Origin of the sequence: Phenylobacterium sp., from assembly GCF_036264965.1 — a bacterium.
Taxonomy (GTDB): Bacteria; Pseudomonadota; Alphaproteobacteria; order Caulobacterales; family Caulobacteraceae; genus Phenylobacterium.
In genome coordinates this window covers 1-24413 of record NZ_DATAPY010000067.1, presented here as the reverse complement: position 1 = coordinate 24413, position 24413 = coordinate 1, and the positions used below count along the sequence as shown (strand labels likewise).

The following is a 24413-nucleotide window of genomic DNA, read 5'->3' as shown; positions in this document are numbered from 1 at the left end:
GATCGCCCTCGCGGATCGGCAGCAGTTGCTGCAGCAGCTTGGGATCGAGCCGCTTCAGCTCCGTGGTCACGGCGATCTTGCCGAAGTGATACTTCGGCCCCTCATCGATCGTGTAAGTGATGACGAAGCCGTTGCGGCTGGGGGCCAGTTCAGCCACGGAGGAGATGACGCGGAAGTCGTAATAGCCGCGGTTGCGGTAGTATTTGCGCAGCTGCTCCTTGTCGTATTCTAGCCGGTCGGGGTCGTAGTTGGCGTTCGACGAGAAGAATTTGTACCAGTGGCTCTGCTCGGTCACGACGACGTCGCGCAGGTTGTCGTCAGAGAAGGCCTTGTTGCCCAGGAAGTTGACCCGCAGCACGCCGCTCTTGGCGCCCTCATCGATCTTGAAGATCAGGTCCACGCGCTTCTGCGGGAGTTCGACGATCTGCGGCGTCACCTCCGCCGAGATGCGGCCGGCGCGACGATAGAGCTCAACGATGCGGCCGACGTCGGCCTGGGCCTTGGCGCGGGTGAAGATGCCGCGCGGACGCACGGTCACCTCGTCCTTCAGCTTGTCTTCCTTGATCGAGGAATTCCCCTCGAACAGCACCCGGTTGATGATCGGGTTCTCGACGACGGTGATGACCATGTCGCCGTTGTTCAGCTCCATTTTCACGTCGGAGAACAACTCGGTGCGGAACAGCGCCTTGATGCCGGCGTCGATCTTGGCCGCGTCGACCGTCTCGCCCACCTGCATCGGGAGGTAGGAGATCACCGTCGTGGGCTCGATCCGCTCGTTGCCGCGGACCACGAAGCGCTGGATCACGCCGGTCTGGACCGGCGCGGGCGGTGGCGGGGCCTGCGGCGCGGGCGCCGTGGCGACCGGACCGGCAGCAGGTGGCGCAGCCGCCGGCGCGGCCGGCGGTGGAGCGGCTGGGGCTTGCGCGAACGCCAACCCTGGCGTGGCTAGAGCGGTCGTCGCCATAAGACCGGCAAGACCGGAAACTAGCGCAGCGCTACGGGCGCGGTGTCTGTGCATCGAATCAGCCGTTGAGGAAAAGTCGGGGGTTAGGAGAATAGCCCGCCGATGAAATTGAACACACGCAGGCGCTGCAGATCGTTCCAGGTCGCGAACAACATCAATCCGAGAACCAGCGCAAGGCCTACGCGATACCCTGCCGCTTGAACCTTGGCAGCAAGTGGGCGGCGAGCCACGGCTTCATAGGCATAGAAGAGCAGGTGTCCCCCATCGAGCACAGGTATCGGCATCAGGTTCAGGAAACCGATGCCGACCGAGATATTCGCCACCAGCAAGAGTGCGGTCAGGAAGGCGTTGATAGCGAAGGTTGGGATGTCCTTCGACACATCGGCGGTCTGTTTGGCGAGGTCTCCGGAAATCTGCGCCATGCCCAGCGGGCCGGAGAGCTGCTCGGCGGTCTCGCGACCTTCGATCATGCGGCCGATGTAGAAGACCGTGGTCTGGACCACATCGGCGGTCCTGACGACTCCGGCGCGCAGCGCCTGGATCGGGCCGTAGCGGACGATCTTGCGGTCCTGCGGCAGGTCGGCGAACTGGATGCCCACCGTGCCCAGCTGGTGCACATGGCCCACCCCGTCGGTGACCGCGCCGCGGGCCGGTGTTGCGGTCAGCAACACTTCGCGGCCGCCGCGCTCGACCGTGAAATTGATCGGCACGCCGGTGCGCAGGACGATCAGCTGCTTCACCGTGTCGAACGACTTCACCGGCTTGCCGTCGGCCTGGACGATGATGTCGCCCGGCTGGAAGCCGGCCCGCTCGGCCGGGGTGTTGGGGAAGACCTTGGCGATTCGGGCCGCGGCGATCGGCTCGCCCAGGGCGAGCAGCAGGCCGGCGAAGATCGCGATCGACAGGACGAAGTTGGCGACCGGCCCGGCCGCGCTGATGATCGCGCGCTGCCAGATCGGCTTGAAATGATAATATTGACCCAGGGCGGCCTCCCCTTCCCGCGCCACCAGGTCGCGGCGCATGGCTTCCAGATCGTCCTGGTCGGGCACGCTGGCGGCATTGTCGTCGCCGGCGAAGCGCACGAACCCGCCGATCGGCAGCCAGCCCAGCCGCCACTCAACGCCCGCCTTGTCTGTCCAGTGCGCGATGGATTTGCCAAAGCCGATGGAGAACTGATCGATCCTGGTGCCCAGCCATTTGGCGGCCAGGAAATGGCCGAACTCGTGGACCGTCACCACCACGCCCACGACCAACAGGAAGGGGATGATATAAAACAAGATGTTGGCGAGGAGACCTGACATCGGCCGTCTATTCCTTCGGACGCGTCATGCGTGAACTGGGCTCATAAGGCCACTTACCACCTCTTCCGCCACGCGGCGCGCGGTCGCATCGGTAAGGCGCGCCGCCTCCACCGGGTCGTTCACGGGCGTGCGGAGCAAGGCCTGGCTATCCATCCGCGACAGGGTTTCTTCGACAACTTCGGCAATATCAAGGAAGGCGATCCGTTCGCCGAGGAAGGCGGCCACGGCCACCTCGTCGGCGGCGTTCATGGCCGCGGGCGCTGCGCCGCCGGCCGTCAGGGCCGCCTTGGCGATGCGCAGGGCTGGGAAGCGCACCGGATCGGGTTCCTCGAAGCTCAGCGGGCCCATGCGGGCGAGGTCCAGCTTCTTGGCCGGCCAGGGCAGCCGGTCCGGCCAGGCGAAGGCGCAGGCGATCGGCGGGCGCATGTCCGGAGGCCCGAGCTGCGCCAGGGTCGAGCCGTCGGTGTATTCCACAAGGCTGTGGATGATCTGCTGCGGATGGACCAGCACCTCGATCTTCTCCGCCGGCATGGAGAAGAGGTAGGCGGCCTCGATCACCTCCAGGCCCTTGTTCATCATCGTGGCCGAGTCGACCGAGATCTTGGCGCCCATGGCGAAGTTCGGGTGGGCCACGGCCTGGGCCGGGGTCGCCTTCGCCATGGTTTCGCGGCTCGCGCCCCGGAATGGGCCGCCGGACGAGGTGAGGATCAGGCGCAGCACCTGGGCGGCGTTCTGGGGCTCCAGCACCTGGAAGATCGCCGAATGCTCGGAGTCCACCGGGATCACCATGCCGCCGGCCAGCCGCGCGGCGCGCAGCAGTTCCGGGCCCGCGCAGACCAGGCTTTCCTTGTTGGCGAGGGCCACGACGGCGCCGGCCCGCGCGGCGGCGAGCGTGGGCGCCAGGCCCGCGAAGCCGACGATGGCCGACATCACCCATTGGGCGTCTTCTGAGGCCGCATCGACCGTCGCCTGAGCGCCAGCCGCCGCCTCGATGCCTGACCCGGCGAGCAGGGCCCGCAGCTGCGGCAGCCCCGCCTCGTCGCCGATCACCGCGATTCGCGGGCGCCACCGCAGCGCCTGCTCGGCCAGCCGCTCGACATTTCGCCCGGCGGCCAGCGCCGTGACCTCGACCTCCACGCCGGATTGGCTCAGCACGTCGAGGGTCGAGACCCCGACCGAGCCGGTGGATCCCAGTACGCTGATCTTGCGAGGTAGACTCAATGTCCCCATCCTAGATGGTTGGCGAGGCGCGCGGCGGCCATCACTACGACGGCGAACATCAACCCGTCCACGCGGTCAAGCAGGCCGCCATGCCCGGGAATGATATCGCCGGAGTCCTTAACTCCGAAGCGCCGCTTCAGTGCCGACTCCCAAAGGTCGCCCGCCATGGTCGCCAGACCGACCGTCAGGCCGATCACCGCGGCGGCCCACAGGCTGAGCTGGAAATAGGGCAAGGAGGCCATCAGGGTCCCGGCTCCCATCGCCGCCGCCAGCCCACCGATGAAGCCCGACCAGGTCTTGTTGGGCGAGAACCGCGGCCAGAGCTTGGGGCCCTTGAGCACGCTGCCGACGGCGAAGGCCCCGATGTCGGCGCCCCAGGTGCAGGCGAACAGCATCAGCGTCCACCAGACCCCCTGATGCGTGGCGCGCAGCCAGATCAGGCAGATCGCGGCCGGCGCGATGTAGAAGACGCCGTAGGCCGCATCCGCGGGCCGCTCGGCCACACCGCGCGCCACAAGGGCCGCGGCGACCGCGCCCACCGGAATGGCCAGCCAGCCCAGGATGAAGTGGTCCTTGTAGCCCAGGAACACCGCCGCCAGGACCGCCGCCGTGACCGCGCCAGAAACCCGGACCGGCGCGCCCGGCGCGCTCATCCCGCCCCATTCGATCGACAGCAGCGCCACCCCGACCGAGATCATCAGCAGATAGGGCAAGGGCTCCTGGCGGCCCTGCAGGGCGGGAACCCAGTGCTGATGCTGGCCCAGGGTGGCGTAGAGCGCGGTCGGGACCAGGACCACGCCGGAGGCGATGCGCAGGCCCAGGTTCGACCAGTCGAAACGCCTAGCCTGTGGCAAGGACGTCATCGGCCACGACCGCGCCATACCGGCGATCACGCGTGTGATACTCGGCGATGGCGGCCTTCAGGTGCTCCGGCGAATAGTCGGGCCACAGGACGTCCTGGAAGACGAACTCCGCGTAAGCCGCTTCCCACAGCACGAAGTTGGAGAGCCGCTGCTCCCCCGACGGCCGCACGATCAGGTCCGGCGGCGGCAGTTCCGAGGTCGACAGGTATTGGGCGAACCTGGCCTCGCTCATGTCGGAGGCCTTGGCGCGGCCGGCGGCGACATCCTCAGCGAACTTCTGCGCGGCGTCCGCGATGTCGGCCTGGCCGCCGTAGTTGAAGGCGATGGTGAGGAAAAGCTTGCCGTTGTGCGCCGTGCGAGCCTCGGCCTCACGGCAGATCTTCAGCAGGTCGCGCGACAGGCCGTCCTCGCGGCCGATGACCCGGACCCGGACGCCTTCGCGCTCCAAGCGCGGCAGGTCGCTGCGGAAATAGCGCTGCGGCAGGGCCATCAGCTCGGCCACCTCGGCGACCGGGCGGCTCCAGTTCTCGGTGGAAAAGCCGAAGATGGTCAGCCAGCGGATGCCCAGGTCATTCGCCGACTGGACGATCCGCTTCAGCGCCTCGACGCCGGCCTGGTGGCCCACGGTGCGCGGCAGGCCGCGGCGCTTCGCCCACCGCCCGTTGCCGTCCATGACGATGGCCACATGCAGCTGCGCCTGACCGCCTTCGGCGGGATCGGACGCACCGGCGGGCGGCGTGTTCTCGTGGACGTTCATGGAGGTGGAACAGATCCTTGCGGCTTTCGGCTGGGTCTTTCAGCCGAAACAGGGGCTAAACGTGCATGATCTCTTGTTCTTTGGTTTTCAAGGCTTCGTCCACGCGCTTAATCGCCTCATCGGTCAGCTTCTGGATGTCGGCCTCCAGCCGCTTTTCCTCGTCCTGGCTGATCACATGGGCCTTCTCGGCGGCGCGCAGGTCCTCGTTGCCGTCACGGCGCACGTTTCGCACGGCGATGCGCTGCTGTTCGGCGTACTTGCCGGCGACCTTCACCAGCTCCTTGCGGCGGTCCTCGGTGAGCGGCGGAATCGGGATGCGCAGGTTCTGGCCGTCGGTCACGGGGTTCAGGCCAAGACCCGCCGAGCGGATCGCCTTTTCCACCGAGATGACCAGGGCCTTGTCCCACACGCTGACGCTGATCATCCGCGGTTCGGGCACGGAGATCGCCCCCACCTGATTGATCGGCATGGTCGAGCCGTAGGCGTCGACGGTGATCTGGTCGAGTAGGCTGGCCGAGGCGCGGCCGGTGCGCAGGCTCGCGAACTCTTCCTTCAAGGCGGCGACCGCCTTGTCCATGCGGTCCCGGTATTTCGCCAGTTCCGGCTTTTCGACGGTGGCCATGATGTTCGCTCCCTTCGTCGCGGGTCGTTTTCAGCGCTTCTAGGCGATCGTCGTGAAGACGCCCTCGCCCTTCAGCACCTTCAGGAGATTGCCCCGTTCGCGGATCGAGAAGACCACGATCGGGATATGGTTGTCGCGCATCAGACCGACCGCTGAGGTGTCCATGACCCGCAGGTCCTTCGCCAGGACTTCCTGATAGGTCAGGGTGTCATAGCGCTTGGCGTCCGGATCCTTCTTCGGGTCGGCGGTATAGACGCCGTCGACGCTGGTGCCCTTCAGCAGCGCGTCGACATCCATCTCCGCTGCGCGCAGCGCCGCGCCGGAATCGGTGGTGAAGAACGGCGCGCCGACACCGGCGGCGAAGATCACCACGCGGCCCTTCTCCAGGTGGCGCAGCGCGCGCCGGCGGATGTAGGGCTCGCAGACCGCCGCCATCGGGATCGCCGATTGGACACGAGTGTAGACGCCGATCTTCTCAAGCGCCGCCTGCACCGCCAGCGCGTTCATGATCGTGGCCAGCATGCCCATGTAGTCGGCGGTGGTGCGCTCCATGCCGGCTTCGGCCAGGGCCGCGCCACGGAAGATGTTGCCGCCGCCGACGACCACACAGACCTGAATACCCGCGCGGGAGACCTCAGCGATCTCCTCGGCCACGGCCGCTAGGGTCTTGGGATCGATGCCGAAGCCCTCACCGCCGACACCCGCTTCTCCCGAAAGCTTCAGGAGGATGCGTTTGTAGCGCGGCTGGCCGTCCGGCATGGGCGAGGGTCCCGTCTCTTGTTCTTGAACGCAACATACACTGAGGGCGCGGCGCGTCGAACGCACCGCGCCCCCAAAGGTCTTGAGTCGGCGAAGAGCTTAGCTCTGGCCGGACATCGCCGCCACTTCCGCGGCGAAGTCAGGGCCTTCGGACTTTTCCACGCCCTCGCCGAGCGAGAAGCGGACGAAGCCCTTCAGCACGACGGGCGCGCCGACAGCCTTGGCCGTTTCGGCGACCAGCTGTTCGATGGTCTGATCCGGATTCATCACGAAGGGCTGCTTCAGGAGCACCACCTCTTCCTGCCACTTGCGGATCCGGCCTTCGATCATCTTCTCGACCACGCCGATCGGCTTGCCGCTCTCCAGCGCCTGCTCGGTAAGGAACTTCTTTTCCTTCTCGACAGCCGCGGGATCCAGGTCGTCGGTCGACAGCGCCAGCGGCGGCATCGGCGTGCCGGCGACGTGCATGGCGATCTTGCGGCCGACGTCCTTCAGTCCGGCTTGATCGCCGGCGCTTTCCAGCGCCACGATCACGCCCAGACGGCCGACCCCGTCGCCCTGCGCATTGTGCAGGTAGAGGGAGACGGCGCCCTGGCTCACCGTCAGGCGAGCCGAACGGCGCAGGCGCATGTTCTCGCCGATCGTGGCGATCATGTGCGTGACCATGTCCGAGACGGTCTGGCCGCCGGCGGTCTTGGCCGCGGAGATGGCTTCGACGCCGTCCACGGTCAGGGCGACCTCGGCGATGTCCCGCGCCGCGGCCTGGAAGGTGTCGTTCTTGCCGACGAAATCGGTCTCGGCGTTCAGCTCGATCAGCGCGCCGGTCTTGCCGTCAGCGCTAACCTTGCCGGCCACCAGGCCTTCGGCGGCGGCGCGGCCCGACTTCTTCTCGGCCTTCGACAGGCCCTTCTTGCGCAGCAGTTCCATGGCGGCTTCCATATCGCCGCCGGTTTCCTGCAAGGCGTTCTTGCAGTCCATCATGCCAACGCCAGACTTTTCGCGCAGGTCCTTGACCAGCGCAGCGGTGATCTCCGCCATGGTCAGCTCCTTCATAAGCTATAGAGGTCGGGCGGAGGCCTCGCGGACTCCGCCCTCAAGGGGAATTCTAGACGGCCGATAAGACGCTTTTGGCGTCTCAGCCGGCCTGTTCTTCGCTCGTAGCTTCGGCCGCCGGAGCTTCCGCCTCGACGGCGGGGGTATCGGCGACCGGCGCTTCAGCGGCCGGGGCTTCAGCCACCGGTTCGGCGGCGGCCTCAGGAGCGGCTTCGGCGACCGGTTCCGGCGCAGCTTCGGCGACCGGCGCGGCGGCGGGAGCTTCGGCCTTGGCCTTCTTCGGCTTGGCTTCGACCGGCGCTTCCGTGCGCGCCAGGGCCGGCTCCATCGGAGCCTCCGAGGCGCCCAGGTCGACGCCTGCGGCCGATTGGCCGGCCGCCAGGCCGTCGAGGATCGAGTCGGCCATCAGGTCGCAGTAGAGCTGGATCGCGCGGGCCGCGTCGTCGTTCCCGGGGATCGGGAAGGTGATGCCGTCCGGGTTGCAGTTGGTGTCCAGGATCGCGATCACCGGGATGTTGAGCTTGCGCGCTTCCTGGATGGCGATCGCTTCCTTGTTGGTGTCGATCACGAACATCAGGTCGGGAATGCCGCCCATGTCCTTGATGCCGCCCAGGCTGAGTTCGAGCTTGTCGTGCTCGCGCTTCAGCTGCAGCAGCTCCTTCTTGGTGCGGCCGGTTTCGGTTTGCAGCACGCCTTCCAATTCGCGCAGGCGCGCAATCGAGCCGGAGACGGTACGCCAGTTGGTGAGCGTGCCGCCCAGCCAACGGTGGTTCACATAGTACTGCGCGCAGCGGCGCGCGGCGGTGGCGATCGGCTCGGAGGCCTGGCGCTTGGTGCCGACGAACAGGATCCGGCCGCCGGACGCGGCGACTTCGCGCACCTTCACCAGGGCCTGGTGGAGCAGCGGGATCGACTGCGAGAGGTCGATGATGTGGATGTTGGAGCGGCTGCCGAAGATGTAGCGCTCCATCTTCGGGTTCCAGCGGTGGGTCTGGTGGCCGAAGTGGGCGCCGGCTTCGAGCAGTTGGCGCATAGAGAAATCGGGCAGTGCCATGGGTATCTAGTCCTTCTTCCGGTTGACCGCCGCAGGCAAGCCTCCCGCCGACGGATGTCTTGGGGAGGACCGGAATGGAAGCGGGCGGGATGTCTCCCCGCCGCGTCGCCAAACACCTGCGTGTGGATTTGGAGCGGCGGACTTAAGAGCTTGGGGAGAAAAAATCAACCGTTTGCGCGGCATGAAGCGCAAGGCGGCTTGAAGGATCGCCTTGAAGTTGCATTATTGCGCCTAGCAACCTTGGGGAAATGAATGAAACAATTCCTGGTCCTGGCCGCGGGTCTCAGCCTGGCCGCCGGCGTGACGCATGCGCAGACTCCGATGCCGGGGCTGCCAAGCCTGCCCGGCCTACCGAACAATTCCGCGGCTCCGAGGGTGCCGCGCGCCTCTTCGTCGTCGGTCGAATCGGGCTTCAAGCCCCTTCTCGCCCGAGGGCGGCGCCAAGCGCGACATCGCCAACGCCAAGCACGACGCGGCGCTCAACCCTTTCGGTCCCCATTAACCGCTAGAGGTCTTCCACGAAGACCACGCCCGGCGCGGTCTTGATCGCGCCGCGCACCGCGCCGTCCAGGGTGAAGCGGCCCGGCAGCTTCATCTCGACTTCGCGCCCGGCGCCGACGCCGGCCACCAGCACGATCTCGCCGCCGCGCGGGTTGGTGACGCCTTCCAGGCGCTTCTTGAGCGCCTCGATCTCGGCGCTGCGCGGCGCGAGATGCACGCGCAGGCCGGCGACCACATTCTCCACTGCCTTGGCCACCGGCTCGGCGCTATCGCCGAAGAAGCGCACCTCGCCGTCCTTGGCCCGGGCGCGCACCGTGATCGAGACCGCCGCTCCTGGCTCCAGCAGGTCGCGGCACCGCCGCCAGCTCTCCGGCGGGAACAGCACCTCATATTCGCCCGTCGGATCGGAGAGAGTCACGAAGGCGAACTTCTCGCCGGAGCCCTGCGCGGCGCGCTCCTGGCGGCGGCGCACCACGCCGGCCATGCGCAGGGCCTCAGCGCCCGCCTCGGCCTTGGCGATGGCGTCAGTGAGCAGATCCGTGCGCCGCCGACGCAGGGCCTCGACCATGTCGTCCAGCGGGTGGCCGGAGAGATAGAAGCCGACCGCCGACAACTCTTCGTCCAGGCGATCCACCGGCGACCAGGACTCCGTCTTCGGCAGGCGCGGCCGGTGCGCCCCGGACGGATCGTCGCCGAACAGGCTGCGCTTGCCCTCCGCCCGGTCGGACGCCAGCGCCTGGCCGTGGCCCACCAGCACCTCGGCGGCGGCGACCAGCTGCGCACGGTTGGGGTTCAGGCTGTCGAAGGCGCCGGCCCGCGCCAGGGTCTCGAAGGTCCGGCGGTTGACCTGCTTGGGGTCCACCCGCTCGACGAAGTCGAAGACGTCGCGGAACGGCCCGTGCTCGCGCCGCTCGGCGACCACATGCTCCATGGCTTGCAGGCCGACGTTGCGGATGCCGCCGAGCGCATAGAGCACCTCGCCGTCCTGGACGTCGAAGTCGGCGCTGGAGAGATTCACGTCGGGGCTACGGATCTTCACGCCACTGCGTTTGGCGTCCTGGTAGAAGACCGAAAGCTTGTCGGTATTGGCGAGGTCCAGGCTCATGGAGCCCGCGAAGAATTCCACCGGCGCATTGGCCTTCAGCCAGGCGGTCTGGTAGGCGATCAGCGCATAGGGCGCGGCGTGCGACTTGTTGAAGCCGTAGCCGGAAAACTTCTCCATCAGGCCGAACAGCAGGTCGGCGAGGTTTCCGTCGACCCCGCGCTCGGCGGCGCCGGACATGAAGCGCGCCCGCTGCTTGTCCATCTCCTCCTTCTTCTTCTTGCCCATGGCGCGGCGCAGGAGGTCCGCCTCGCCGAAGGAGTAGCCGGCCAGGATCTGGGCGATCTGCATCACCTGCTCCTGATAGACGATCACCCCATAGGTCGGGCTGAGCACGTCGGTCAGCAGCGGATGCAGCACGTCGAGGGGCTTTCGCCCCATCTTGGTGTCGACATAGGCGGGGATCGAATCCATCGGCCCGGGCCGATAGAGCGAGATCAGCGCGGTGACCTCCTCCAGGGACTGCGGACGCAGCTGGCGCAGGGTGTCGCGCATCCCCTGCCCTTCCATCTGGAACACGCCCACCGTCGCGCCAGAGGCCATGACCTCGTAGGCGCCGGGGTCGTCCAGCTGCAGGGTCTCCAGCGCAAAGCCCGCCCCGCGCCGCTCCAGATGCTTCATGGCCTTGTTGACGACGGTGAGCGTCTTCAGGCCCAGGAAGTCGAACTTCACCAGGCCGGCGCTTTCGACCCATTTCATGTTGAACTGGGTGGCCGGCAGGTCTGAGCGCGGATCGCGGTAGAGGGGCGCCAACTGCGTCAGCGGCCGGTCTGAAATCACGATGCCGGCGGCGTGGGTCGAGGCGTTGCGGTAGAGGCCTTCGAGCTGCAGGGCGATGTCCAGCAGGCGCGCCACCGCCTCATCGTCACGCCGGGCCTCCTGCAGGCGCGGCTCGATCTCAATGGCCTTGGCCAGCGTCACCGGGTTGGCCGGATTGGCGGGCACCATCTTGGCCAGCCGGTCGACCTGGCCGAGGGGGAGCTGCAGCACCCGGCCCACGTCGCGCAGCACCGCGCGCGCCTGCAGGGTGCCGAAAGTGATGATCTGAGCCACCCGGTCGCGGCCATAACGTTGCTGGACGTAGGTGATCACCTGGTCGCGGCGTTCCTGGCAGAAATCGATGTCGAAGTCGGGCATCGACACCCGCTCCGGGTTCAGGAAGCGCTCGAAGATCAGGCCGTATTTCAAGGGGTCAAGGCCGGTGATCATCAGCGACCAGGCAACCAGCGAGCCGGCGCCGGAACCGCGTCCGGGGCCCACCGGCACGTCGTGCGCCACCGCCCACTTCATGAAGTCCGACACGATCAGGAAGTAGCCGGCGAAGCCCATCGAGGTGATGACCCCGATCTCCTTTTCCAGGCGCTCCTCGTAGACCTCCAGCGGATGGGCGGCGCCGTTGATCTGCAGCCGCGCCTTCAACCCCTCGCGGGCCTGGTGGGTCAGTTCTTCGTTTTCCGAGCGGCCGCCCTCGGTGGGGAACCGCGGCAGGATCGGATCGCGCTTCGGCACCGCGAAGGCGCAGCGCCGCGCGATGTCCAAGGTGTTGTCGCAGGCCTCCGGCAGGTCGGCGAACAGCGCGCGCATGTCGGCGGCCGATTTGAACCAGTGCTCGCCGCTGACGCGCCGTCGCTCGTCCTGGCCGATGAAGGCGCCGTCGGCGATACACAGCAGGGCGTCGTGCGCCAGGTGCATGGCCGCGGTCTTGAAGTAGACGTCGTTGGTGGCCACCAGCGGGACGTCCGCCCCATAGGCGAAGGCCACCAGCTCCGGCTCGGCGGACGCCTCGGCCGCCATCTCGTGCCGCTGCAGTTCGATATAGAACCGGTCGGCGAAGACCCGATGCATCTCGCTCAGGACGGCTTTGCCCTCCTTGGTCTTGCCGCCGGCAAACAGCGGATCAGCCGGGCCGTCGGGACCGCCGGACAGCAGGATCAGCCCCGCTGCGTGCTCGCAGACCTTGTCCCAGGCCACATGGGGCTCTTCGGTCGGATCGATCTCGAGGAAGGCCGCCGAGGAAAGCTCGCTGAGATTGGCGTAGCCCTGCTCGTTCTGGGCCAGCAGCACGATGGTCGGCGTCTTCGCCCAACGCTCCGCCGGCGCCTCGCCGATGCCGGTGACCGGCAATGCGCAGCCGATGATCGGCTGGACCCCCGCCTCTTTCGTCAGGACAGAGAACTCCAGGGCCCCGAACAGGTTGGCCCGGTCGGTGAGGGCCACGGCGGGCATCCCCGCCTCGGCGGCCAGCGCGCCGATCTTGTCGGCCTTGATGGCGCCTTCCAGCAGCGAATAGGCCGAGCGGACGCGAAGATGGACGAAGCCCCCGGAAGTCTCGTTCGGGTCCCCGCCGCTCACGCTCGCCGCCTCTCCCATCCGCATGGCGGTCAGCCCATGTGAGCCGCCACAGCGCAGACCATCCAGACAAAGCTGGCCACCGACGCAAAGGCCAGTGATTCTCGGGCCAGACGAACCATCGCAGCAATCCTTCTGTGGGCGGCCTTGTGGACAAGCCGATTGCGTTCCGTTTTCGTTCTTATTCCCTTTTTGTTCTCACGGTCAAGCCTTCGATCACACGCCCGTCGTCCACCCCTGGAAACGACCCTGCCGCGTTCCCAGGTAAGGCCCGCCGTGCCATAGTCGCGGTCGAGGGCGATGCCGTGAGGATTTGGTGAGATGCGTTGGATTGTTTTGGGTTTTTGCCTGAGCGTGATGACGGGCGGCGCGGCCCTCGCCGGCCAACCTCCGGGCGAACAGCCGGTGACCGCTGATCTCATCCGCTTGCACGATGACCTGCGACTGAGCGACGGGCAGGAGGCCGACTGGAAGGCCTATACCCTGGCGGTTGCGCCCAGCCAGGATCTGCTGGCCCGCCATCGGGCGACCAGCGAACTTCTGCCCCTCGTGCCGACGCCACGGCGCATTGCACTCATCGAGGCGACGATGGCGCAGGACAATCTCGACTTCAAACGCCAGAGCGCCGCGGTGAACGCCTTCTACGGCAAGCTGACGCCCGACCAGCAGAAGGTGTTCGACCGCGAGACCCTGCCGCCGTCAGACGCCGGCGGCGACCGGCGCTGAGGTCAGGCGGCGCAGGGAACCCAGTTGTAGGCCTGCTTCGCCGCATCCCACGACCAGGACCCGCAGGCCGCGGCGGGCGGCGCGGCGGCGCCCGGAGGCGGCGGCGCAGCCTGGCCCGGCGGCGGTGGCGGATAGGCCCCGGGCGGCGGCGGATAGTAACCGCCCGGCGGCGGATAGGGCGCGTAGTAGCCGCCGTAATAGTAGGGCGAGTCCCAGTACCAGGGGTCGATCACGCTCAGGCCGAGGGCGAAGCCCAGGCCGAAGTCCGCCGCATAGAACGGGTAGCCGAAATGAACGTGGCGAGGGCCGAATCCGTGGTGGAAGCCTCCGGCGAAGCCCGAACGGCCGCCGAAAGACCCGCCTGGGAAGCCGCTGTGCGAACTGCCGACGCCGACGCCGGACGGGGACCCCGCGCTGCTGTGGCCCCACCCGCCGCTATGATGAGAGGACTGCGCCGCCGCCGGCAGGGCCGTGGCGAGCAGAGAGGCGCATCCAAGCGCCGCAACGATGGTTTTCAACAAGACCTCCATGGAGGCCGAGGCCGCGAGAGGGCCAACGGTTAGCGTCCCATAGTCAAGATAGACCGGCTCGCGCGGCGGGAAAAGGCCCCGCCTTACAAAGACTTCGGCCTATCGCTTGGTTTACAGCGTTACGTCGGCCCGGGACGGCTCCAGATGCCCATCCTTCAGCGCGAAGACCCGGTCCATGTGCCGGGCGAGTTCGAGATTGTGCGTGGCAACGACGGCCGCGACGCCGGTGCGGCGGGCCAGGTTGTAGAGATTCTCGAACACCGCGGTGGACGTGGTCGGATCGAGATTGCCGGTCGGCTCGTCGGCCAGCAGCAGACGCGGCGAATTGGCCAGTGCGCGGGCGACGGCCACCCGTTGCTGCTCGCCGCCGGACATCTGCGCCGGCTGATGCTGCACTCGATCGGCGAGGCCCAGTTCGCCGAGCAACTCGGCGGCGCGGGCCTGGGCCTTGGCGCGGGGGACGCCGGCGATCATCAGCGGCAGGGCCACGTTGTCGAGGGCGGTGAATTCCGGCAGCAGGTGGTGGAACTGGTAGACGAAGCCGATGGTCGCCAGGCGCACGCGGGTGCGGTCGCGGTCCGGCAGGTCCGAGCAGTCGCGGCCCTCGATGGTGATCCGCCCCGCGTTGGGATGCTCCAACAGGCCCGCGGCGTGCAGCAGCGACGACTTGCCGGACCCGGAGGGCCCGATCAGGCCGACGATTTCGCCCGGCTGCACGTCCAGGTCCACGCCGCGCAGAACCGTCAGCGGGCCGGCGCCGGTGACGTAGCTGCGTTCCAGCCCGCGGATCGAGAGCACCGGCTCACTCATAGCGAAGCGCTTCCACCGGATCGAGGCGTGAGGCGCGCCAGGCCGGCGGCAGGGTCCAGACCATGGACATGACCAGGGAGAAGGCGACGATGATCGCCACCTCGATCCAGTCCACCTTGGCCGGCAGGCGCGACAGGAAATAGACGTCCGAGGCGAAGACCTGCTGGCCGGTCGCCCATTCCACGAAGCTCTGCAGCGGGCCGATGTAGACCGACACCAGGATACCCACCGCCAGGCCCGCGAGCGTGCCCGCCGCGCCGATGGCCGCGCCCGCCATAAAGAAGATCCGCATGATCGAGCCCTGCCCGGCCCCGATGGTCCGCAGGATGGCGATGTCGCGGCCCTTGTTCTTCACCAGCATGACGAGGCCCGAGATGATGTTCATCGCCGCGATCACCACCAGCATCATCAGGATCAGGCGCATGACGTTGCGTTCGACCTTCAGCGCGCCCCAGTATGAGGCGTCGCGCTGGGTCCAGTCGGCGACCAGCGCCGTGGGCCCGGCGGCGCGGGAGATCGGCGCCTTCAGCTTGCCGGCCTGGTCGGGATCGGAGACCCGAATCTCGATGGCGTCGACCGTGCCCTCGCGGCCGAAGAACAACTGCGCCTGCTCCAGCGGCATGAAGATGTAGGCCTGGTCGTACTGGCTCATGCCGGCGGTGAAGGTCGCGCCGACGACGTAGGCCTTCTGCACCGGCGTGCCGCCGAAGGCTGTTGCGCCGCCGGCCGGTGAGATCAGGGTGACGTTGTCGCCGGGTTTGACGCCCAATTGCTCGGCCAGCCTTGCGCCGACGACCACGACGTTGCCGCCGTAGTCACCCTGGCCAAAGCCGCTGAGACTGCCCTTGGTGATGTTGCCCGCGACGATGCGTGTGGCTGCGAGGTCCTTGGGCGACAGGCCGCGCACCATGGCGCCGGTCACCTGGTTCGGCCCGAGCGCGATGGCCTGGGCGTCGATCACCGGGAAGGCCTGGGTGACGCCCGGCACCTTGGCGATCTTCTCGACCGCGTTGTCGCGCATCCGGGCGTTGTCCAGCAGGCCGCCGGTGACGAAGACGTGGCCGTTGAAGCCGAGGATCTTGCCCAGCAGTTCGGCGCGGAAGCCGTTCATCACCGACATGACGATGATCAGGATCGCCACCGCCAACGTCACGCCGGTGAAGGAGATGATCGAGATCAGGGCGACGCCGCCCTCGCTGCGCTTGGCGCGCAGATAGCGGCCGGCCAGCATCCGCTCCCACAGGCCGAAGGGCCGTGCGCGGCCGCCCATGCCGGCCCCCGCGTCGGTCACCCGGCGATCACCTTCAGCGCGGCGTCCAGCTGCAGGGTCTGGCGCTCGCCCGTGGCGCGGCGTTTGATCTCCACGACGCCCTCGGCGACGCCCTTGGGCCCGACGATCAGCTGCCAGGGAATGCCGACGAGATCGATGGATGCGAACTTGGCGCCGGGACGGTCGTCGCGATCGTCCAGCAGGGGTTCCTTGCCGGCGGCTTCGAGGGCCTTGTAGGCCTGCTCCGCCACTGCATCGACCTCGGCGGTTCCCGGCCGAAGGTTGACCACGGCGACGCCGAAGGGCGCCACGGCGTCCGGCCAGATGATCCCGGCCTCGTCGTGGCTGGCCTCGATGATCCCGGCCACCAGGCGCGAGACGCCGACGCCGTAGGAGCCGCCGTGGACGGGAACGTCCTTGCCGTCGGGACCGGTGACCAGGGCCTTCATCGGCTTCGAGTACTTCTCCCCGAAGTAGAAAATGTGGCCGACCTCGATGCCGCGCGCGGTCATCCGCTTGTCGGCCGGGACCTCCGCCTCGAAGCGGGCCGCGTCGTGCATCTCGTCGGAGGCGGCGTAGAGACTGGCGCGCTGGGTGACCAGCGGCTCCAGGTCGCCGTCCCAGTCGATGTCGGGCCCCGGCGCGCCCATTTCCACCAGATCGCCGTGCGCGAAGACCTCGCTCTCGCCGGTGTCGGCCAGGATGATGAACTCGTGGCTGAGGTCGCCGCCGATCGGGCCGGGGTCGGCCTTCACCGGGATCGCCTTCAGGCCCAGCCGCGCATAGATGTTCAGATAGGCCAGGAACATGCGGTTGTAGGACTTGCGCGCCGCGGCCTCGTCGATGTCGAAGCTGTAGGCGTCCTTCATCAGGAACTCGCGGCCGCGCATCACGCCGAAGCGCGGCCGCCGCTCGTCGCGGAACTTCCACTGGATGTTGTAAAGATTCTTCGGCAAGTCCTTGTAGGATTTGACATAAGCGCGGAAGATCTCGGTGATCACCTCTTCCGCCGTGGGCCCGTAGAGCAGGTCGCGGTCGTGGCGGTCCTTGATGCGCAGCATCTCGTCGCCGTAGTCGTCGTAGCGGCCGCTCTCGCGCCACAGGTCGGCGAGCTGCAGGGTCGGCAGCAGCACCTCGATCGCGCCGGCGCGGTCCATCTCCTCGCGGACCACCTGCTCGATCTTCTTCAGCACCTTCAGGCCGAGTGGCAGCCAGGCGTAGATGCCCGCCGCCTCCTGGCGGATCAGGCCGGCGCGCAGCATCAGCTGGTGGGAGACGATCTGGGCGTCGGCCGGCGCTTCGCGCAGGGTGGGCATGAAGTAGCGCGACAGGCGCATGATCGGGGAGCTTTCCTAGGAATCCGCAGGCGGACGGCTCTGATAGCCTTCGCCTTGCGACCTTGGCAACGCGTTCAGGTCCCCCAGGGCACCTTCGCCAGGTCGATCAGCTTGAAGTGCACCACCAGCCACAGGATCGCGAAGACGATCGCCGAGACCCAGGTGGTGGTGATGAACTTCTTCTTCAGCTTCGGATCCACCGGCGCGCCGGGGTCGGAGCCGTCGTTGGGCAGGCCTGCGTCGGCGCGGCTTTGCACCCCGATCGGCAGGATGGCGAAGAGCACGGTCCACCAGATGGTCAGGTAGATGGCGATCAGAGTGATCGGGCCGCCCATCAGTGAGCTCCTTCCGGAGTCTGCATCAGTTCGACCAACACGCCGCCCATGTCCTTGGGATGGACGAAGATCACCGGCACGCCGTGCGCGCCGATGCGCGGTTCGCCGGTCCCCAGCACGGTGGCGCCCTTGGCCCGCATGTCGTCGCGGGCCGCCAGGATGTCGGGCACCTCGAAGCAGACGTGGTGCTGGCCGCCCTTGGGGTTCTTTTCCAGGAAGGCGGTGATCGGCGAGGCGTCGCCATAGGGCTCAATGAGTTCGATCTGGCTGTTGGGCAGGTTGACGAAACAGACCCAGACGCCCTGCTCCGGCATGGAGAAACGTTCGGAAAAGTCGGTCGCCCCCAGCATCTCGCGGTACATCTTTACCGAGGCTTCGATCGAAGGCGTGGCGACGCCGACGTGGTTCAATTTTCCGATCATCCGGGCGGTATAGGGCGCCGGGCGCGCCGCCTCCAGCACGCTTACTGCACGGATAGTGCGGCATTGTCGTTGCCCGTGCGGGCCGACTTGGCCAGGTGCGGGGCGATGTGGACCGGTTCGAAGACCGCACCGGTGGCCATCAGGGCCGCGATCCGCTCCGGCGAAAGGCCGAGTTCGGTCAGGAGCGCGCTGGAATGCTCGCCGAGATCGGGCGTCGGGCGCTGGAAGCCCGCGGGCGTCCGCGAGAAGTCGGCGTAGCTGCGCACGCCGACGACGTCGCCCAGGCGCGGGTGGGTCCAGCGTTCCAGGGTGCGGTTCTCCCAGAGCCATTCGCTTTCCAGCGCCTCCGCGGCGCGCAGGACCGGCGCTGCCGGGACGCCGGCCGCCAGCAGGGCGTGGACCGTGGCGTCTCGCGAGCGGACGCTCAGGGCGCGCGCCAGGGTCCGGGCGAGCGGTCCGTCGCGTGGCGCGGTGAGCGCATCGTCGCCGCATTCCACGCCCAGCACTTGCGCGAGCGCCTCGGCCTCAACTTGCGTCTCGCAGACCAGGGCCAGCCAGCCGTCGTCGCATTCGTAGAACCGGTGCAGCGCCCGTGGCCCCAGGCAGTCGCGGCCGCCGAGGTCGTTGGGCGGGCGGGCGGCGTAGTCGACCACCTCGGCGAGCTGGAAGGTCAGGCTCTGGGCCATCAGGCTGGTGATGATCTCCTGCCCCTCGCCGGTGCGTTCGCGGGCGTTCAGGGCGGCCACCACGGCCATCGAGACGACTGCCGCCGTCGCGACGTCATTGACCGGAATGGTGTGCAGGATCGGCTCGTCGCTGCCGCCCTGCGCCTGCTGCATGCCGCCCTCCGCCTGCAGCAACGGATCGAACCCCGGCAGGGCCGCACGGGGTCCCTTGTCGCCATAGGCGTTGATCGAACACGAGATGATCCGCGGATTGATCGCCTTCAGCGTCGCGTAGTCGATGCCTAGCCTGGCGCGCACCCCGAAGCGGTAGTTGTCGAGCACCACGTCGGCCTGGCGGACCAGGTTGTAGAACAGCTCCCGGGCCGCCGGCTGCTTCAGGTCCAGGCCCAGGCCGAGTTTGCCGCGGTTGTAGGCCATGAAGCCGCCGCCATCGCTGCGGAACGGGTCGCCCTCCGCCGGTTCGATCTTGATCACCTCGGCGCCCAGGTTGGCCAGCACCCCGCCGGCGTGGGCGCCGGCGATCACTGTGCCCAGGTCGAGCACGCGGACGCCGTCCAGCGGAGACGCCGCCTCACCCTGCCCGCTCCCGCTCGGCGCCGGACGCGGCGCCCAGGCCGGCGGGGCGGCGATCGGCTGGGCCAGGCCCCGGATGCTCGCCGGGGTCTCGCACAGCCGCGCCGGTGGCGCAGGGATGGCGACCTCGCCGAGCGTCGGATGCTGGAACACCTGGCGCAGATCGCCTTGCGCCACGGCTTCGCCGGCGAACCAGGCCTCGCGCGAGCCCACCGGCGCGCAGGGCACGCCGTTGTCTTGCAGGCGCTGCAGCCACTCGGTGCGCGGCCGGCTGGCGAAGATCGTGGCAAGCGTATCGCGGGCGCGCAATGGATCGACCACCAGCTCATCCCAACGGTCAGCGATCCCGATGGCTTCGAAGGACTTGAGGTAGAAGTTGGCGAACAGCGTCCCCAGGAAGAACCACTGCCCGTCGCCGCACCGATAGAGCCGGTAGCTGGGGGAGGCCCCGAGCGGCTGGCCGCGCGGCAGTGGCGCCGCCTCCAGCACGCGCACCGGCCCAGAGACCTCGGAGAGCGCGTTCAATCCACTGACCACCACGGCCTGGCCCTGCCCGCTGCGATGGCGTTCCAGCAGCGCCGCGCCGATCGCAGAGGCCCCCAGCACGCCCTGGCCGTACCAGATCAGCGGCAGGACCAGATGCACCGGCTGGTCGGCGTAGGCGCCCTGCCGGAAGGCGACGCCGGAGAGCGCGGTGAGCAGGCTGTGATGCGGTGGAATGCGGCTCCAGTCGCCGCGCACGCCATAGGGCGGCATCCAGGCGTGGATCAATGCGGGATGCGCCGCCGTCAGGGTCGCGGCGTCCAGCCTCAACGCTTCCAAATGTCCCGGCGGATCGCTGAACAGGGCGACATCGGCGCCGGCGATCAGCTCACGCGCGGCGGCCAGGCCCTCCGGGGTCGCCAGGTCCAGCGTCAGGACCTGCTTGTTGCGGTTGAACACCTGATAGCCCGGATGGTCCCTCAGCCGATCGCCGCCGGGCGCCTCGATCTTGACCACCTCGGCCTCGAAATCACCCAGGAACATGGACGCCATGGGCCCGGCGATGCCCTGGCTGAAATCGGCGATACGGACGCCGCGATAGGCGGACACTCTGGCGGCCTCCCTGGCCTTTTGGGGGCGGCGCGGTTTCCGCGTCTCGCCGTCAGGTCATGAAAGCCGCCCGCGCCGCGTTCGGCAAGCGGTTGCGCCTGTCGAGCCGGCCGCCGCCCTGGGGACGGCGAAGGCGAATAGCAGCGGCCCTTGCTACAATCGAAGGACCGTCGTCTCCACGACCGGGCGGCGGCCCCAGATGCGTTGGCTGGCCTTCTTCATGGCCCGCGAGATGGCGGCTTCCACGTCCTCGTCGATCTCGCGCTGTTCGCCCTTCAGGCGGCCGAGCGCCTGTTCGGCTTCGTCGGCCAAGTCGTCGAGGATATCGTCCAGCGGGTAGTCCGGCTCCGACGGCAGCCCCAGCGCGCGGACCTGGGGGCCGGAGGCGATGCGGCTGTTGCCGTCCAGCACCACGGAGACCGCCAGCATGCCGTTAGAGGCGGCGTGGCGGCGTTCGCGCAGCGCATCGCCGTTTTCCGCCGTCACCATGCCGCCGTCGACGTAGAGGCGGCCGGCCGGGACCTCGTCGATGATGGCGGCGCGGCCGGGCGCGAGGCGCACCATGTCGCCATTGCGCGGCGTCACCTGCTGCGGGACCTGCAGGTCGCGGGCGAAGGCGGCGTGCTCCAGGAGGTGGCGGCGCTCGCCATGGGTCGGGACGGAGATTTCCGGTCGCGCCCACCGGTACATCTCCGCCAGCTCGTCGCGGCACGGGTGGCCGCTGACGTGGATGCCCGGGTGGTCGCGCTCGGTGTAGAGCCGCACGCCGCGGTCGGCGAGGCGGTCCTGCAGGTTGCGGATCGGGATCTCGTTCCCGGGGATGACGCGGCTGGAGAAGATGCAGGCGTCGCCGGCGCCCAGGCTGACGTGCGGATGGGTCCCGTCGGCGATCCGGGAGAGCGCCGCCCTACCCTCGCCCTGGCTGCCGGTGCAGAGGTAGAGCACCTTGTCCGGCGGGAATTTCTTGGCCTCGCTGTCATCGAGGAAGGGCTGCAGGCCCTCCATCAGGCCCACCGACTTCGCAGCCGACGACATCCGGTGCATCGACCGGCCCGCCAGCACCACGCGCCGACCATTGGCTTCGGCGGCGCGGGCGATGGAGTCCATCCGCGCGACGTTGGAGGCGAAACAGGCCACCGCCACCTTGCCCTTCAGGCCGGCGATCAGCGGGATCAGGGCCTTGCGGACATCGGCTTCCGAGCCCGCATGGCCATCCACGAAGACGTTGGTCGAGTCACAGACCATCGCCAGCACGCCCTCGTCGCCCAGCTTCTGGATCGCGTCGGAGTCCGTGACGGCCCCCAACAGAGGGTCCGGATCGATCTTCCAGTCGCCGGTGTGCAGGATGGTGCCCAGCGGCGTGCGGATCGCCAAGCCGTTGGGTTCGGGGATAGAGTGGGTGAGCGTGATCAGCTCCAGCTCGAACGGGCCCAGCGAGATCTTGCCGCCCAGGGGTACGATAGTGATCTCGGCCTCGTCCATCAGGCCCGCCTCGCGCAGCTTTTCGCGCAGGATGAAGGCGGTGAAGGGCGTGGCGTAGATGGGCGCCTTGAACCGGGGCCACAGCCAGGCGACCGCGCCGATGTGGTCCTCATGGGCGTGGGTCAGCACGATGCCCAGCAGGCGATCGGCGTTCTCTTCCATAAACGTCGGATCAGGAAGGATCACCTCGACCCCCGGCGTGGTCTGGTCGCCGAAGGTGATGCCGAGGTCGACCACGATCCACTTGCGGTCGTGCGGCGGCCCGAAGCCGTAGAGGTTGAAGTTCATGCCGATCTCGTTCGACCCGCCGAGCGGCAGGAAGACGAGTTCGTCATCTTTGGATTTGGGCATCAGCTCTTACTGGTGTTGCGGCGCCAGATCTCGAGCAGGCCCCTGATTGTCAGATCGGAATCGAAGGTGTCGATCGCCATGGTCGCCCCATGAAATAGGGAGGCGACGCCACCGGTGCCAATGACGGTCATCGGCCGCTCCCACTCGCCCTTGATCCGCGCGATCAGCCCTTCGATCAGGCCGATGTAGCCCCAGAAGACGCCGGACTGCATGGCCACGACCGTATCCTTGCCGATGATCCGCTGCGGCTTCTGGATCGCCACCCTGGGCAACTTCGCGGCCGCTTGGTGCAGGGCCTCCATGGAAAGGTTGATCCCCGGCGCGATCAGGCCGCCCTCGAAGCCGCCGTCGGCGGCGATGATGTCGAAGGTGGTGGCGGTGCCGCTGTCGACGACGATCAGGTCGCCGGGGTATTCCACGTGGGCGCCGACGGCATTGACCAGTCGGTCGGCGCCCGCCTCGCTGGGCTTGTCGATCCGCACCTCGATGCCGAGGTCGGCGTTCTCGCCGATCACCAGGGGTTCGACCTTCAGGTAGCGGCGCGCGAGATTGCGCAGGTTGAAGATCGACTGCGGCACGACGCTGGAGATGATGCAGCCGTCGAAGACGCCGAACTGAAGGCCCGCCATGGACAGCAGTTGCGACAGCCACACGGCGTACTCATCGGCCGTCCGCGTCGAATGCGTCGCCGATCGCCACTGGGCGATCCACTCCTGGCCGTCGTGGACGGCGAAGAGCGTGTTGGTGTTGCCCTGTTCGATGGCCAGCAGCATGGCTCAAGCCCCTCCGAAGAAGACGTCGCCGGCCGTTATGCGCTCCAGCGCGCCGTCGTCCAGCCGAAGCCGTAGGGCGCCGTCCGGGTCCATGCCTTCGGCGACCCCGGTCAGGGTGCGGTTAGGCAGGCGCGCCTCGCAGCGCTCCCCGAGCCCATGGGCGCGGGCGGTCCAGCCATCGGCGATCGGCGAAAAGCCCTGCGTCGCCCAGAGCTTGCGCCAGGATTCGAACCTGGCGGCGAGGACTTCCAGGGCGTCGAGCGGCTGAGGCGGTGGCCCGGCCATGTGCTCGGCGAAGGACGTTGCGGGCCGCTCGACCCCCTCCGGCGCGTGAGCCAGGTTGACGCCGACGCCGACGGCCAGCCACAGCCGCCCGTCAGCCCGCGCGCCGGACTCCACCAGGACGCCCACCGCCTTGCGGCCGTAGACCAGCACGTCGTTGGGCCACTTCAGCTGTGCCGCGCCGGCGCCCAGGCAGGTGTCGGCCAGGTCGCAGGCCGCCAGGGCAGCGACGAAGGAGAGCTGCGCCGCCTCAGCGGCGGGCGCGTCCGTGGTGGTCAGGAGCGTGGCGGCGAGGTTGCCGGTCTCGGTGGACCACGTGCGGCCTCTGCGTCCTCGTCCGGCCGTCTGCCGCACGGCGGTGATCCAGACGGGCCCGGCGCTCCCGGATTCCGCGCGGCGGCGCGCTTCAGCATTAGTGGAGTCGATCTCGGCGTAGGCCTCGATCGGCGGGTGGTCGGACAAGCTAGACCAGGCCGAAGGCGTGCGCGGCGCGGCCGGCGGCCGGATAGATCCAGATCAGCGCGCCGAGCACGACGGGGAACGAGAATAGAGCCAGGCCCATGCCGATGAACTGCGCCTCGACGGGCGGCGTGTCCGTCACCCCGACCGAGCCGTCGAACCACATGACCTTGATCAGGCGCAGATAGTAGAACGCCGCCACGACGGAGCCGACGAGGCCCAGAACCGCGGCGATCGGCAGGCCCGCCGCCAACGCCGCCTTGAACACGAACACCTTGGCCCAGAAGCCGGAGAACGGCGGCAGGCCCAAGGCCGAGAGCGAGAAGGCGGTCATGGCCAGCGCTATGCCGGGCTGCTCCTTGAAGAGGCCCGCCATGTCTTCGATGGTCTCCATGTCGCGGCCCTGGCGCTTGAGCGCGGCGAGGCAGGCGAAGAAGCCGGTCACGTCGACCATGTAGAGCACCATGAAGATCAGCATGGACGGCACGCCCTCGGCGCTGCCGGCCGACAGGCCGATGATCGCGTAGCCGACGTTGGCGATGGAGGAATAGGCCCACAGGCGCTTCAGGTTCCGCTGCGCCAGGCCCGCGAAGGCGCCGACGCCGACGGAGATCAGGCCCAGCGCCACCAGCACCTGCTGCCACTGGATCATCGCCCCGCCGAAGCCCTGGCCCAGCAGGCGCGCGAACAACACCATGGCGGCGAGCTTCGGCGCGGCGGCGAAGAACGCCACGACCGG

The 24413-nt window shown here is 68.1% G+C and carries 23 protein-coding genes; 1 reads left to right on the top strand and 22 read right to left on the bottom strand.

Features of this window, described 5'->3' with window-relative positions; translation table 11 throughout:
* The 11 genes from VHS75_RS09470 to sidA all read right to left on the bottom strand — a co-directional run.
* A partial coding sequence (locus tag VHS75_RS09470; RefSeq protein ID WP_414694268.1) for a POTRA domain-containing protein occupies window positions 1-1018 on the bottom strand: 1018 nt, incomplete at its 3' end.
* Between the two features lie 29 nt (window positions 1019-1047).
* Window positions 1048-2265 (bottom strand): RIP metalloprotease, encoded by a 1218-nt coding sequence (locus tag VHS75_RS09465; RefSeq protein WP_329638363.1) that lies wholly within the window; start codon window positions 2263-2265, stop codon window positions 1048-1050.
* A 24-nt stretch (window positions 2266-2289) separates the two neighbouring features.
* Window positions 2290-3495 carry a 1-deoxy-D-xylulose-5-phosphate reductoisomerase gene (dxr, locus tag VHS75_RS09460; protein WP_329638362.1) on the bottom strand — a complete coding sequence of 402 codons (1206 nt, stop codon included), beginning with the start codon at window positions 3493-3495 and terminating at the stop codon, window positions 2290-2292.
* A complete protein-coding gene (locus VHS75_RS09455) occupies window positions 3483-4349 on the bottom strand; it encodes a phosphatidate cytidylyltransferase (protein WP_329638361.1) in 867 nt (288 codons plus the stop codon). The genes dxr and VHS75_RS09455 overlap by 13 nt, the downstream gene beginning before the upstream one ends.
* A complete protein-coding gene (gene uppS / locus VHS75_RS09450) occupies window positions 4327-5106 on the bottom strand; it encodes a polyprenyl diphosphate synthase (RefSeq protein WP_329638360.1) in 780 nt (259 codons plus the stop codon). The genes VHS75_RS09455 and uppS overlap by 23 nt, the downstream gene beginning before the upstream one ends.
* A 55-nt stretch (window positions 5107-5161) precedes the next feature.
* Complete coding sequence (gene frr / locus VHS75_RS09445; protein ID WP_329638359.1) at window positions 5162-5728, bottom strand: ribosome recycling factor; 567 nt, start codon at window positions 5726-5728, stop codon at window positions 5162-5164.
* A gap of 39 nt (window positions 5729-5767) precedes the next feature.
* Window positions 5768-6487, bottom strand: a complete 720-nt coding sequence (pyrH, locus tag VHS75_RS09440) for a UMP kinase (RefSeq protein WP_329638358.1) — start codon at window positions 6485-6487, stop codon at window positions 5768-5770.
* Between the two features lie 99 nt (window positions 6488-6586).
* Window positions 6587-7525, bottom strand: a complete 939-nt coding sequence (gene tsf / locus VHS75_RS09435; protein ID WP_329638357.1) for a translation elongation factor Ts — start codon at window positions 7523-7525, stop codon at window positions 6587-6589.
* Window positions 7526-7622: 97 nt separating this feature from the next.
* Complete coding sequence (rpsB, locus tag VHS75_RS09430; RefSeq protein WP_414694267.1) at window positions 7623-8594, bottom strand: 30S ribosomal protein S2; 972 nt, start codon at window positions 8592-8594, stop codon at window positions 7623-7625.
* 505 nt (window positions 8595-9099) lie between these two features.
* On the bottom strand, window positions 9100-12549 hold the full coding sequence (gene dnaE / locus VHS75_RS09425; RefSeq protein WP_329638356.1) for a DNA polymerase III subunit alpha: 3450 nt from the start codon (window positions 12547-12549) through the stop codon (window positions 9100-9102).
* Window positions 12550-12578: 29 nt separating this feature from the next.
* Window positions 12579-12668, bottom strand: a complete 90-nt coding sequence (sidA, locus tag VHS75_RS09420; protein WP_329638355.1) for a cell division inhibitor SidA — start codon at window positions 12666-12668, stop codon at window positions 12579-12581.
* Between the two features lie 283 nt (window positions 12669-12951).
* On the opposite strand from sidA, the gene VHS75_RS09415 reads away from it, so the two are divergent.
* Window positions 12952-13272, top strand: coding sequence for a Spy/CpxP family protein refolding chaperone (locus VHS75_RS09415; RefSeq protein WP_329638354.1), 321 nt, complete (start codon window positions 12952-12954; stop codon window positions 13270-13272).
* 2 nt (window positions 13273-13274) lie between these two features.
* Here the strand turns inward: VHS75_RS09415 and VHS75_RS09410 are convergent, their stop codons facing one another.
* From VHS75_RS09410 to VHS75_RS09360, 11 genes are all read right to left on the bottom strand, one after another.
* Window positions 13275-13790, bottom strand: coding sequence for a hypothetical protein (locus VHS75_RS09410; protein WP_329638353.1), 516 nt, complete (start codon window positions 13788-13790; stop codon window positions 13275-13277).
* A gap of 123 nt (window positions 13791-13913) precedes the next feature.
* A complete protein-coding gene (locus tag VHS75_RS09405; RefSeq protein WP_329638352.1) occupies window positions 13914-14612 on the bottom strand; it encodes an ABC transporter ATP-binding protein in 699 nt (232 codons plus the stop codon).
* Window positions 14605-15882: a lipoprotein-releasing ABC transporter permease subunit gene (locus tag VHS75_RS09400; RefSeq protein ID WP_329638365.1), complete on the bottom strand. Its 1278-nt coding sequence runs from the start codon at window positions 15880-15882 to the stop codon at window positions 14605-14607. Before VHS75_RS09400 ends, VHS75_RS09405 begins: the two co-directional genes overlap by 8 nt.
* A gap of 17 nt (window positions 15883-15899) precedes the next feature.
* Window positions 15900-17219 (bottom strand): proline--tRNA ligase, encoded by a 1320-nt coding sequence (gene proS, locus VHS75_RS09395; RefSeq protein ID WP_329638351.1) that lies wholly within the window; start codon window positions 17217-17219, stop codon window positions 15900-15902.
* A 74-nt stretch (window positions 17220-17293) separates the two neighbouring features.
* Window positions 17294-17554 carry a DUF1467 family protein gene (locus tag VHS75_RS09390; protein ID WP_329638350.1) on the bottom strand — a complete coding sequence of 87 codons (261 nt, stop codon included), beginning with the start codon at window positions 17552-17554 and terminating at the stop codon, window positions 17294-17296.
* Complete coding sequence (gene mce / locus VHS75_RS09385) at window positions 17554-17976, bottom strand: methylmalonyl-CoA epimerase (protein WP_329638349.1); 423 nt, start codon at window positions 17974-17976, stop codon at window positions 17554-17556. The genes VHS75_RS09390 and mce overlap by 1 nt, the downstream gene beginning before the upstream one ends.
* A 41-nt stretch (window positions 17977-18017) precedes the next feature.
* On the bottom strand, window positions 18018-20327 hold the full coding sequence (locus tag VHS75_RS09380) for a CoA transferase (RefSeq protein ID WP_329638348.1): 2310 nt from the start codon (window positions 20325-20327) through the stop codon (window positions 18018-18020).
* A gap of 153 nt (window positions 20328-20480) precedes the next feature.
* Window positions 20481-22160, bottom strand: a complete 1680-nt coding sequence (locus VHS75_RS09375) for a ribonuclease J (protein ID WP_329638347.1) — start codon at window positions 22158-22160, stop codon at window positions 20481-20483.
* Window positions 22160-22933: a type III pantothenate kinase gene (locus VHS75_RS09370; protein WP_329638346.1), complete on the bottom strand. Its 774-nt coding sequence runs from the start codon at window positions 22931-22933 to the stop codon at window positions 22160-22162. Before VHS75_RS09370 ends, VHS75_RS09375 begins: the two co-directional genes overlap by 1 nt.
* Before the next feature lie 3 nt (window positions 22934-22936).
* Entirely contained in the window at window positions 22937-23677 is a 741-nt protein-coding gene (locus VHS75_RS09365) for a biotin--[acetyl-CoA-carboxylase] ligase (RefSeq protein ID WP_329638345.1), read from the bottom strand.
* A 1-nt stretch (window position 23678) separates the two neighbouring features.
* A partial coding sequence (locus tag VHS75_RS09360) for a proton-conducting transporter membrane subunit (RefSeq protein ID WP_329638344.1) occupies window positions 23679-24413 on the bottom strand: 735 nt, incomplete at its 5' end.

Excerpts from the sequence above, each read along its gene's own strand:
- VHS75_RS09465 (WP_329638363.1), bottom strand. The coding sequence starts at position 2,265 with ATGTCAGGTCTCCTCGCCAACATCTTGTTTTATATCATCCCCTTCCTG.
- dxr (WP_329638362.1), bottom strand. The coding sequence starts at position 3,495 with ATGGGGACATTGAGTCTACCTCGCAAGATCAGCGTACTGGGATCCACC.
- VHS75_RS09455 (WP_329638361.1), bottom strand. The coding sequence starts at position 4,349 with ATGACGTCCTTGCCACAGGCTAGGCGTTTCGACTGGTCGAACCTGGGC.
- uppS (WP_329638360.1), bottom strand. The coding sequence starts at position 5,106 with ATGAACGTCCACGAGAACACGCCGCCCGCCGGTGCGTCCGATCCCGCC.
- frr (WP_329638359.1), bottom strand. The coding sequence starts at position 5,728 with ATGGCCACCGTCGAAAAGCCGGAACTGGCGAAATACCGGGACCGCATG.
- pyrH (WP_329638358.1), bottom strand. The coding sequence starts at position 6,487 with ATGCCGGACGGCCAGCCGCGCTACAAACGCATCCTCCTGAAGCTTTCG.
- tsf (WP_329638357.1), bottom strand. The coding sequence starts at position 7,525 with ATGGCGGAGATCACCGCTGCGCTGGTCAAGGACCTGCGCGAAAAGTCT.
- rpsB (WP_414694267.1), bottom strand. The coding sequence starts at position 8,594 with ATGGCACTGCCCGATTTCTCTATGCGCCAACTGCTCGAAGCCGGCGCC.
- sidA (WP_329638355.1), bottom strand. The coding sequence starts at position 12,668 with ATGGTTCGTCTGGCCCGAGAATCACTGGCCTTTGCGTCGGTGGCCAGC.
- VHS75_RS09405 (WP_329638352.1), bottom strand. The coding sequence starts at position 14,612 with ATGAGTGAGCCGGTGCTCTCGATCCGCGGGCTGGAACGCAGCTACGTC.
- VHS75_RS09400 (WP_329638365.1), bottom strand. The coding sequence starts at position 15,882 with ATGGGCGGCCGCGCACGGCCCTTCGGCCTGTGGGAGCGGATGCTGGCC.
- proS (WP_329638351.1), bottom strand. The coding sequence starts at position 17,219 with ATGCGCCTGTCGCGCTACTTCATGCCCACCCTGCGCGAAGCGCCGGCC.
- VHS75_RS09390 (WP_329638350.1), bottom strand. The coding sequence starts at position 17,554 with ATGGGCGGCCCGATCACTCTGATCGCCATCTACCTGACCATCTGGTGG.
- mce (WP_329638349.1), bottom strand. The coding sequence starts at position 17,976 with ATGATCGGAAAATTGAACCACGTCGGCGTCGCCACGCCTTCGATCGAA.
- VHS75_RS09375 (WP_329638347.1), bottom strand. The coding sequence starts at position 22,160 with ATGCCCAAATCCAAAGATGACGAACTCGTCTTCCTGCCGCTCGGCGGG.
- VHS75_RS09370 (WP_329638346.1), bottom strand. The coding sequence starts at position 22,933 with ATGCTGCTGGCCATCGAACAGGGCAACACCAACACGCTCTTCGCCGTC.